Consider the following 8,839-nt stretch of genomic DNA (forward strand, 5'->3'; position numbering starts at 1 on the left):
TTGGGGGAAATTGACCCGTTTATCAAATGTTAGGTAGCTTCAAAGCGGCATCGCCATCGTGGTGGTACGTCGACACCCTGAGGCTTTTCTTCTCGATGATGAATCCCCAGAAGCCGATGTGAGCGCGGGGTCGCGGCCATCTGTCGCGCACACTTAGTCGCGCATCCGACGTGGTTGCAGTGGCTCACGAAACCCCATATTCTATGAGTCATATTCTATGAGTGGTGTGACGCGCATCATGCGTGTGGCGCGTGAGCGATAAACCGACGCCCTGACAAGCATTTATCCCTCGGCGCGCGTCAAATGAGCGTGAGAAAGGAGTAGAGGACGTGATGGAGGTCGGGTTGAGTGAGAAGTTGCTCCTCATGATATACAAAGTCCGGAAACATCGTGCTAGCCCGACGGAACTCGCGGAGGAGATCGGCTATGATGGAGGCAAGGGGAATGTGAGTGAGAGTATTGCGTCGCTGCTGGAGGACGGCTACCTGAGGGAGGTCCCCTGCGGTGAAGGGCGCTGCTACGAACTCACGGGGAAGGGGCTGCGCAGGATATTCCCGTTTCTTGCGTATAGATATGTGCTGATATTCCTGGGGATATTGAGCGCGTCGCTGGTCGGGATGGGCATCGTTGCGTGGGTCGAGGGGCTGGGCATTCTCCCATGGCAGATGACGGCGATAGGGATAACCTCGGTGGTCCTCGTGGCATTCGCATGGTTCGTGGAAAACAAGTACGATGAGCTGGTCGTGCGCAGGAAGCGCAGCATCGCCGGTGCCTTCTCACATAGTTCGCGGAGGTGAACTAGCCGTTCACCTAGGGTGGTATATTTGTAGGTGTCCGCCATCATGTTTCCATGAAGCAGCGCGCGGGTGGTTTCAGGATCGCTCACGCAGAGCTCTTTATGATCTTACCCGCAATTCTGTTATCATCGCTGTTTATTCTGGCGTTCGCAGCCCTCGAGGCGGTCAACCGGTCGGCTGGCATAGCAGGAGTCTGGGTTAATGATGTGCTTTTCAATCCATGCATATTCTCATCGCTCCCACCGGAGTCCAAGCTCCTCATCACAATCACATCACCCTTCAACGTCTATGAGGCACCATTCACCGGGACGTCGCCGTCCATCAGCATAGCCCTCTGGTTCGCTATCTACTTCCTTTCATTCGAGATGCTCGCGATTCTGCTGGCGCTTTTCCACGGAAGTCGCTGGCCGCGTTTGTTCATGATCTCCTCGTTCTGGGCGCTGGCGGCCTCCTACATGACGTCGATAGCTCACTGGCTTTACTCGGGAATACCTGTCTTTGGATCATCCGTGGTCGAGGTCGATCTCTCGTCGGCGGCAATCGCGGTCATAGTGCTGTCGCTCCGGCCCCTCAGGAATGCGGCACTGGATGATCCAACTGAACGGCAGGTCGAGGACGGGCCATTCCGGGGCCCATCACTCCGCGTCATCGCAGTTCTCATCTCCCTGGCGTTCTATTCATGCGTCCTGGTACTGGCGTTCCACGATAATCCCTCCTGGTCCAATCACTTGGTGGGGATCCTGTTCTTCGCCGGCGCGCTCGTCCAGCTTCGTCACGAAATTCGCGGTCAACCAGCACCTGTCAGGGTCGGGGGCCATGAGGGACAGCGCGGATGGATCCCCCAGTCTCCCGAGGGCTCCCTCCCTGATCTCCCTGGCGAGAGAGAAGATAGGCCTCCCCCGCGTCGCCGTCGTAGGTGGACCGCGCCAGCTCGGTGATGGACCCCAGAAGCCCATGCAAATGTGAGCTCATGTATACTTATTTGCGTATCTCGATGGGAATGGGCGCGAATGGATGATGCCTCTATCCGGGTGGATATCCACTTACTCGACGGTCCATGGAGACTATCAGCGCGAAGTGCTGCGATCGGTACGCATGATGTCCTAGAGAGCACCTGCTGGCTCTACTAAGATGATGTATGAGAAGAAAAATTGTACAATAACACCCGCAATCGTGACGCTATAGCGTTATAAATCGAGCAGTGACGTGGTGTATGTCCATGGGATGCCCGCCCATCAAGTACGCCGGCGATGTCCGCAAGGTCGATGGCGTAGATCCGTTCAGACATCCGGCTGTGATGGAGTGGCACGAATACCTCTTCACCAGATGGTCGTCCCATAGGAGAATCGCGCTGTTTATGCCCTGTACGGCGAAGAAACCATATGGTAGCTCCCCGACGCATAAGATAGCCTACGCTATCGCTGGGCCGCGCGTGCAAGTGTACAGCATCTCGGAGCCTATGCTGCTCGTCCCCAAGGAGTTCGAGGAGTGCTATCCGTTCAACGGGTATGACTATCCACCAGAGCTCATGACGGAGGAGGAGAGGGAGGAGTTCGTGGAACTTCTCTCGAGGGCCCTCTCATCAGCGTCGAAGTACCATGAGCACATGGTGGCCGTCCTTCCATCTCATCATCGCCGCGTCTTGGAGGAGGCCTCCAGCTCTGCAGGTGTGGATGTCGAGATCCATCCCTATGGTAGGCTGGCATTCAGGTCGGTGAAGGAGGCCGCCCTGAGGGCGGAGGAGCTCGCCCGCGGATGAAGGTGATACTCGGTGTGCCAGATCGCCAGCTCCCGGTCTGGGAGCTCGGCGTGCCCCTCATGATAAACCAGCTCAACTGGAGCTCCACGCCGCCGTGGGATAACGAGACCTGGGTGGACTCAGGCGGATACCAGATACTGGTTCACGGCGACGGTGCACGCCCGAGACTCCGGGAGCTTATCAGGAGGTACCGCTCGATAGATGCCGATTACTACGTGTCGCTCGACGTCCCCACGCCGCCCTGTTCGCCGCCGGTGCGCGAGACACTTGATTACTACGAGGAACTCTACACGCGCGATCTGGACGTGATACCGGTGGTTCACGCGTATCCACCTGAGCATGTGGATCGCGTCCTCGACTTCTACGCCAAATATCCTCCCAGAATGTACGCATACGGTGGGTTTGCGCCGCCGAGCTCCGCCCGTGGTGTAGGGCGCTATGCCCCCATAGCGATCTTTCACTACCTAAGGAGGAGCGTCTCCGCTGCGCGTCTGCACGTGCTCGGCGCTGGGTCGCTGGCCATGATGGGTGTCTTCAGGCTCGCGGACAGCATAGACACATCAACGTACCGCGTGAAGGCTATCCATGGAATGGTGATAGTGCCCGGGAGTGGTGAGAGGTACGTAGGGGCCAGGACTATAAGGTGGCACGTCCGGAGGGTTACCCAGGAGGAACTGGAGGAGCTCCACAGGTTCCTCGATGTCACGAGATATCCGTACGAGTTCGATCTGGACCAGTGGAAATCCAGGGCGATGGTGAACGCATGGGTCCTCACCCACTCGCACTACAATGGGGACTTCGCCGGCGTGAAGGTGTCCGAGGGGATGGCGCATATGGATGATTATGACCTGAGGCGGCGCGCCGCATCACTGTGTTCGAGGGACGCTGATACCTAATATATACAAAACTTCTCGCAGAATATCCTGTACTTTTCAAATGTAATTCGTCCGACAAACGTTTAAATAGAAAATGATGCCATAATTAGAGCGTGAAGTGCAGCGGCGTCCTTACCTCGGGCAGCGTCGTGGGCGTCATGAGCGAGTGCGAGTCCTACAGCGGCATCGGATACATCAGCGCGGATACCCAGGTGCTGCCGGGCGAGATCTTCATAGTCGAGGGCCGTGCTGGCTCCTGTGGAATAGTCAGGATAGATGACTTCCGGCACGTGAACGAAATAATATCGGGATCCACTATGCTGATGAAGGCGCTGGTCGAGAGCAAGGACGAGAACCTGAGGAATCTTTTAAGCAGGGATAGTTACATAGAGGCGGAACTCAGCTTGGTAAGATCCCTCGGCGATGGATCGCCCCTTATCCCGGGATCGCGTATAAGGAAGCTCGGCGAGCTCGCGGACGACGATGCCCTGAGGGAGTTCTACGGCATCAGTAAGAGCGAAGAGCTGGACTACTTTGAATACGCTCCTCTGGCCGGCTCGAACGTCAACCTCCTGCTCAACTACAATGGGCTTCCCATGCACGTTGGAATCTTCGGCGAGACTGGGAGCGGCAAGACTTACAACATGCGCTATCTGCTTCGTCTGCTGACCAGGATAAAGAAGGATAATGGCGGCGTGACGGCGTTCCCCCTCATACTCATAGACGCCAATGGTGACTATGGCGATTTGGTCGGTGGGCACTACGATGATTTCCGGAGTGGCAGCGGCCTCGGATTCGTGACACGCTACGTGCTGAAGGACGTCGACGGAGATGATGACTATGGGCGGACCAAGAAGCTGGTCATGGACCTGAACGAGCTCGTCACCGACGTGAGCGGGTATGCATCGCCCGGCGAGCTGGCCACGTTCATACTATCCCTTAAGTATCGCGACGTGGAGAAGGCGCCTCCCCTCACTGAAAGCCTCCTCCAGCAGGTGCTGGAGGATCCGCTGGGCCTTGTAGAAAGGGCGCGCCAATACGCTCCATCACGCTCGTCCGGAAGGAGCAGCGAGTCCATGCCCAATCTGGATCGTTTACACGATCGTTTGAGTAGAATTATGGGAAAAATTAATGAAGATGAGGGAGTAGATTACAATAAACTACTATGTGATAGGGATCTATTGAATGATTTATTAGATGTGACCGTGAAAGTCCTGCGCGACGAGCTAGGATTTACGCAGGGCACCAGTAGGTCCGTGAAGAGCGCGATTTCGGCACTCTACCACCAGGTTTTACGCAAGGGACTGATAAGCTGTCATGACAATGAGAGCACCTTCGACAAACGCACGATAGAAGAACTCTGGAAAGAGCGCGGCTTGGTAATAATAGACCTATCAGGCGACGGTGCGCCCGGCGCAGATCCGGCGCTGAAGCAGCTCGTGGTATCATATGTTGCTCGTCTGCTCTTCAAGTATCTGGAGGAGAACAAGATGAAGTCTGGACGCACAAAATACATAGGACTTGCCATAGAGGAGGCGCAGAACTATATTCCATCCAGCGAATATCCGGTCAATGCGTTCATGACTAGGGATATTTTGATAAAGCTGGCCACTCAGGGCAGGAAGTTCGGCGCATCGCTCTTCATAGTGAGCCAGAGGCCGATGTTCGTGGACAAGCTCGTCATCTCCATGCTCAACACCAACTTCTTCCACAGGATGTTCCACGAGGACGTGAGATACGTGATGTCCGCATCGGGTGGGCTCCCGGAGAACCTCGCGCGGCTCATACCGACTCTGGACGGTGGATACGCCATAGTGACGGGCGTCATGAACGCCCTGGGGAAGCCGGCGCTGGTGCACGTGCCGCACAGCCGCAATGATTGGCTGAGCGACTACATAGGAGCCTCTGAGAACGTCAGGAGGGCGGTGGCCCAAGATTGAGCTCAAATCTCTGCCCCAGAATGCCGTCCAGAACCTCCACCAATCCTGCGATTTATCTGTGCAACAGAAGTTCTCTACCATATGGAAAACTTCCCGAGAAGGTGAGGGAGAGCTACGATTTCTTCTTCGTGCAGGAGAACCTACTCAGGGACATCAAGGCGCCGAAGGAAAGTCCCCTGATAGCTGCCGTGGTTGGTGATTGGGGACAGGGCAAGAGCACGCTGAAGGATGCGATAGCGCATGAGCTGCAGGAGAGCCCCACCGGCAGCTCACTCAGGGTTTACACGATGAATGAGGTGCTATCTACTGGCGGAGGGCTGACGGTGAGGACCGGGGACGTCGTCGTTATCGATGAGGTGGAGGACGTCGTGGATAAACTGAGGGGAAGAATGAAGGACCAGGACCCAGATATCCAGAAATTCTTCAATTCCTTGAAGGATATAGCGAATATGGTAGGCGTCGACGCCACAGTTATACTCATGATGTCAGTGAGCGCCCGGCACAGGATACTGGACCCGGGAGGCCTGCTGGACGAGATAGCCCCCGGCACGAACCAAGGAATAAGGCGCAGGATTAAGATCTACAACCTAGAAAGGCCGAGCAAGCTCGAGTATCTCTCGATAATACATTGCCACTTGGCTGCGATGTCCCTGCAACAACTGACGAGATGGATCTCGCTGGTGGACGTCCTTTACTACGGATTGCCGGCCCTCAGGAGCATCGGCAGCGGCATTGTGTGGGATCTCCTATGCGAACTTCCCCAGGAGGAACAGCAGGCCACCTCTACTATACTGTATAAGATTCACGATAGAGACGTGCTGCAGCGCATAGTGGGCAAGGAGATCCCTCGCCTGATAATCGGCGACGTGAACGCCCTGGGTGCCCGTGAGAGATCGTTCCTCCTCAGCAGAATCTCGCTTGAGGATCCTGGCGAGGGAGCTGTGAGGGGGCACCTGATCCCATATCGCGAGTATGAGGTGCTACGGCAGGAATATCTTTCGAACGGCTTCGATGACGAGGAAAAGAGGGACAACGCTCTGAGGGAGATCCTGAGGGATGAGGATTACGTGATGTTCTATGTCCCTCAGGAGGGCAGCGCCGAGTTCTTGGACCGCGTATGGGTCTTCGTTCCAAACGTATCTGAAGAAGTATATCCAATGATGAGGAGCGGGATTTGGGAGTGGCTCGAGGAGCGCGTTGATGGGGGCAAGGATGCATGGGTCGCCTCGTGGTCTTGGTTGGGCAGGTATCTAAATCTAGAGACTAGAGATCTAATAATAAAGATAGATCGCAATAAATTGACTGAACGCGAAGTGGACGACTTCGTCAAGAAGAATCTGGCAAACGATCAGTTAGTTATGGAATCATTTGGCAGATTCATGGAAATTTATCTCAATAAAATGATAGGCAATGAATTAACAGTACTCAATATGATAGATAACAGCAAGATTGCAGTCAGCTGCAACCGCGCCAGATTAATTCCATCGGACAAAGACGGCGGTTTGATCTTGGAGACCGAGTGGCAGGGATATCTGGGTGGGAATAGACAGCTGAGCGTTCCAGTGGACATCCTGATCACTAAGAGAGGCCTTCCACCCCCTGATCTGAAAATCGACGACTTGAAGCCTATAATACTGTTTTCCATGGACGGGCAACACGGAGGTGGAGACGAGCAACAAATAGCGAAGCATGTAGAGCTGTCTGCACCAGAGAAGAGGCTACTGCTGCAACTGCATTTCTTGGGCGAGGGAGGCGCTGAGGAGGATGTCGACGCGCTGAGGGCATCGCTGGCGCTCCTGATCAATACGCTGCGGGATGAGATAAGTGATGCTCTGTCGCCGTATATCACCTTGGCGTGGATGGACTCCATAGTCGACGTCGAGAGACAAAGGCGCATCGGGAATTGGCTCTTTTACTACCTTCGCGAGGGACCGGTTGGACTGGGCGACCTTTACAGTGCGATTAAGGAGGACCTACTCGGGCCCATATATCCCTATTTCACGAGGAAAGTCCCCACCGAGGATCTTGAAAGCCCGGACGAGCTCAAAAGGAAGATGGAGGATCTGCGCAATAATGGGCTACTCGGGACGCGCGGGTCGGGATCGGATCTTTATATTGCTGAGGAATCATATTCGGAATTCCTGCTCACAATATCCAAGACGTTAATTTTTATTCTGAACTTATATTACCAGCAAGATAGAAATAAAATGATGAAGGAACTAATAGATTTCATGTTCAATGTTGAGGAATCTAATGCTGCTAAATCAACAAGTATTGTAAGATGCATCTCGGAGCCGGGGCTCATGAGCACAAGTAAGGTCTTGAGTCTGCTATATTTTGCTGTTATGAACGGTGCCTTGGTACGCGCTGCATTTGACACCGATTCTGCCGCATTTTACGACAAGTTCCTCGAGAGGGCCGGTGGTAGGCTGGATCTGTTGAATAGGGAACTGACCGACTTTGATGATAAGCTGAGACGTAATAAATGCGCCAGATACTATTTGACGGCCAAGGAGAGAGACGTCAAGATCATCGATGCAAGATATATCGCCGATTATCTCAGGAAATTGATGGATGATATCATGAATAAGAAATTATCACTGCAAAGGGATCCAAAGACATATGCTTCAATTCTCAGAAAATCTATAGTTATCCAAAACATATTGAAGGTGGTCTCGGAGGAGTATATTGGCGAACGTGGCGTACGTTGCGAACCACGCCTTGGAGGCCCAACCAAGATACTAGACGACTTGTACACGAAACTTCGTGAAAACATCGTTCCATGGAACGTTGATAATTTGAGCAAATTTGTATCATTTTTAGGCGTAGATAATAATAAATTAGGTAATATAGTGAGGGGAGACCTTCAAATTAAAAATGATATTAAAAGACTTAATGATATACTGAAGCGTGCGGACCTCGGATGCTCTGATGCTCCATGCATAGCTGAAGAATTGAAGATATTAGTAGATAGTGGTAGCCAGAGCGAACATGCTGAGAGATTCAGGGAATACATCGGCGAATTGGTGGATTATCTGAAATTAAAGGATAAACATGTGATTACTTTATCTGAATTTCTGGATAGTATTTCAGCTAAGAGTAACACTGGAAAAGATGAAACAGTTGATAGTCCGAGGTATTATCTAGAACATGATGTTTGCTCAAAACATCCAGATGATTATAAAGAGTTGTGCGAATTCTTAAGATTATCCGATAGATATAATAAATCTCGTGGCAAAATTGACCAAATATCAAATAAAATAGATGACTTCGCCAGATATAGCAGGCCGACTATAGACATCATACCGGCCGATCGCGCGATCGACGACGCAATTGCTTCATTGAAGAAACATGTTGAGGAGCTGGGGGAAATTAGTGATGTACTCGGGCCAGAATTCTTTGAGAAGTGCGATGAGGGCACGTCCTCGTCCTCGTCGGCGCCCAACGACGTGACGGCCACCGGCGGAT

At 53.1% G+C, this 8,839-nt stretch carries 6 protein-coding genes; all 6 read left to right on the forward strand.

What is annotated here, in order from left to right:
• Positions 1-329 precede the first annotated feature (329 nt).
• Positions 330-797, forward strand: coding sequence for a hypothetical protein (locus tag ABJK56_RS06645; RefSeq protein ID WP_347243881.1), 468 nt, complete (start codon positions 330-332; stop codon positions 795-797).
• A 101-nt stretch (positions 798-898) separates the two neighbouring features.
• Entirely contained in the window at positions 899-1,735 is an 837-nt protein-coding gene (locus ABJK56_RS06650) for a hypothetical protein (protein ID WP_347243882.1), read from the forward strand.
• A 281-nt stretch (positions 1,736-2,016) separates the two neighbouring features.
• The gene (locus ABJK56_RS06655; RefSeq protein WP_347243883.1) at positions 2,017-2,556 is read left to right on the forward strand and encodes a DUF5591 domain-containing protein; all 540 of its coding nucleotides are present in this window, start codon (positions 2,017-2,019) and stop codon (positions 2,554-2,556) included.
• Entirely contained in the window at positions 2,553-3,452 is a 900-nt protein-coding gene (locus tag ABJK56_RS06660) for a hypothetical protein (RefSeq protein WP_347243884.1), read from the forward strand. The genes ABJK56_RS06655 and ABJK56_RS06660 overlap by 4 nt, the downstream gene beginning before the upstream one ends.
• Positions 3,453-3,589: 137 nt before the next feature.
• Positions 3,590-5,371 carry an ATP-binding protein gene (locus ABJK56_RS06665; RefSeq protein WP_347243885.1) on the forward strand — a complete coding sequence of 594 codons (1,782 nt, stop codon included), beginning with the start codon at positions 3,590-3,592 and terminating at the stop codon, positions 5,369-5,371.
• A partial coding sequence (locus ABJK56_RS06670) for a hypothetical protein (RefSeq protein ID WP_347243886.1) occupies positions 5,368-8,839 on the forward strand: 3,472 nt, incomplete at its 3' end. The genes ABJK56_RS06665 and ABJK56_RS06670, both read left to right, overlap by 4 nt.

It is taken from the genome of Thermogutta sp. (assembly GCF_039793925.1).
Lineage (GTDB): Bacteria > Planctomycetota > Planctomycetia > Pirellulales > Thermoguttaceae > Thermogutta.